Genomic DNA, 784 nt, shown 5'->3' with positions numbered 1-784 from the left:
CCGCGCTTGACGGCGTCGGTCTTGAAGGTCTGGTTCAGCAGGTCCGCGGCGTCCTGGGAGATGTGGACGGTGGTGCCGGTCAGGATCGCGTTGTCGCCCTCGAGCTGGAGGGGCTTGAGGGAGCCGCCGTGCAGCTCGAACAGGAACGCGTTCGGGGCGGCGACCTTGCCGTTGACGAGGACGTCACCGTAGAGCTTCGAGGAGCCCGGGTTCACGACGAAGTTCTCGAGCGTGACGGTGGTGTCGCCGGCCTTGAGGGTCAGGCCGGAGTCGTCGTGGTTCAGCAGACCCTGGACGTAGGGGCGGTAGTTGCCGTCCGGGCTCCAGTAGGTGACCGAGCCGGAGGTGATCGGGAACGACACGGCGCCGTCCTCGAGGGTCGCATCTCCCGAGACACCCGGGGTGAGCTTCAGCGAGGTCAGGGCGTCGGTGAAGCCCTTGTCGAGGGCGACGGAGGTGTCGCCGCCGAGGACCTCGGGGACCGACGCGACCGGGGCGGGGATCTTCGAGGCGGAGCTGGAGACGGTGTGCACGGCCGGGGTGGAGGCGTTCGCGGCGCTGACGCCGAACGCTGCACCGCCGAGCACGAGGGCACCGGTCGTGGCGAGGGTGATCGAGGTCTTCAGGGACTTGCGCATGTCTTCGTTCCTTTGCTTGTCGCGCTCGGCGCGGATCTGGAATGGGATGCGCGCCGAACACACCCCGCGAAGGGGTGGAGAACCAGCGATGTGCGGCTGGTGAGCGCTTGCGGGCCGTTCCCGGCTTGTGACAGTGATTCGGCACC

At 68.2% G+C, this 784-nt stretch carries 1 protein-coding gene; it reads right to left on the bottom strand.

The window, feature by feature from the left end:
- The coding region (locus DEI84_RS15405) for a hypothetical protein (protein ID WP_110891523.1) at positions 1-638 on the bottom strand (638 nt) is incomplete at its 3' end.
- Between the last annotated feature and the right edge of the window lie 146 nt (positions 639-784).

The organism is Curtobacterium sp. MCBD17_023 (assembly GCF_003224415.1).
In the GTDB taxonomy this organism is placed as follows: Bacteria; Actinomycetota; Actinomycetes; order Actinomycetales; family Microbacteriaceae; genus Curtobacterium.
Note: the sequence above shows the minus strand (reverse complement) of the source record. Positions and strands in the feature narration are given on the sequence as shown.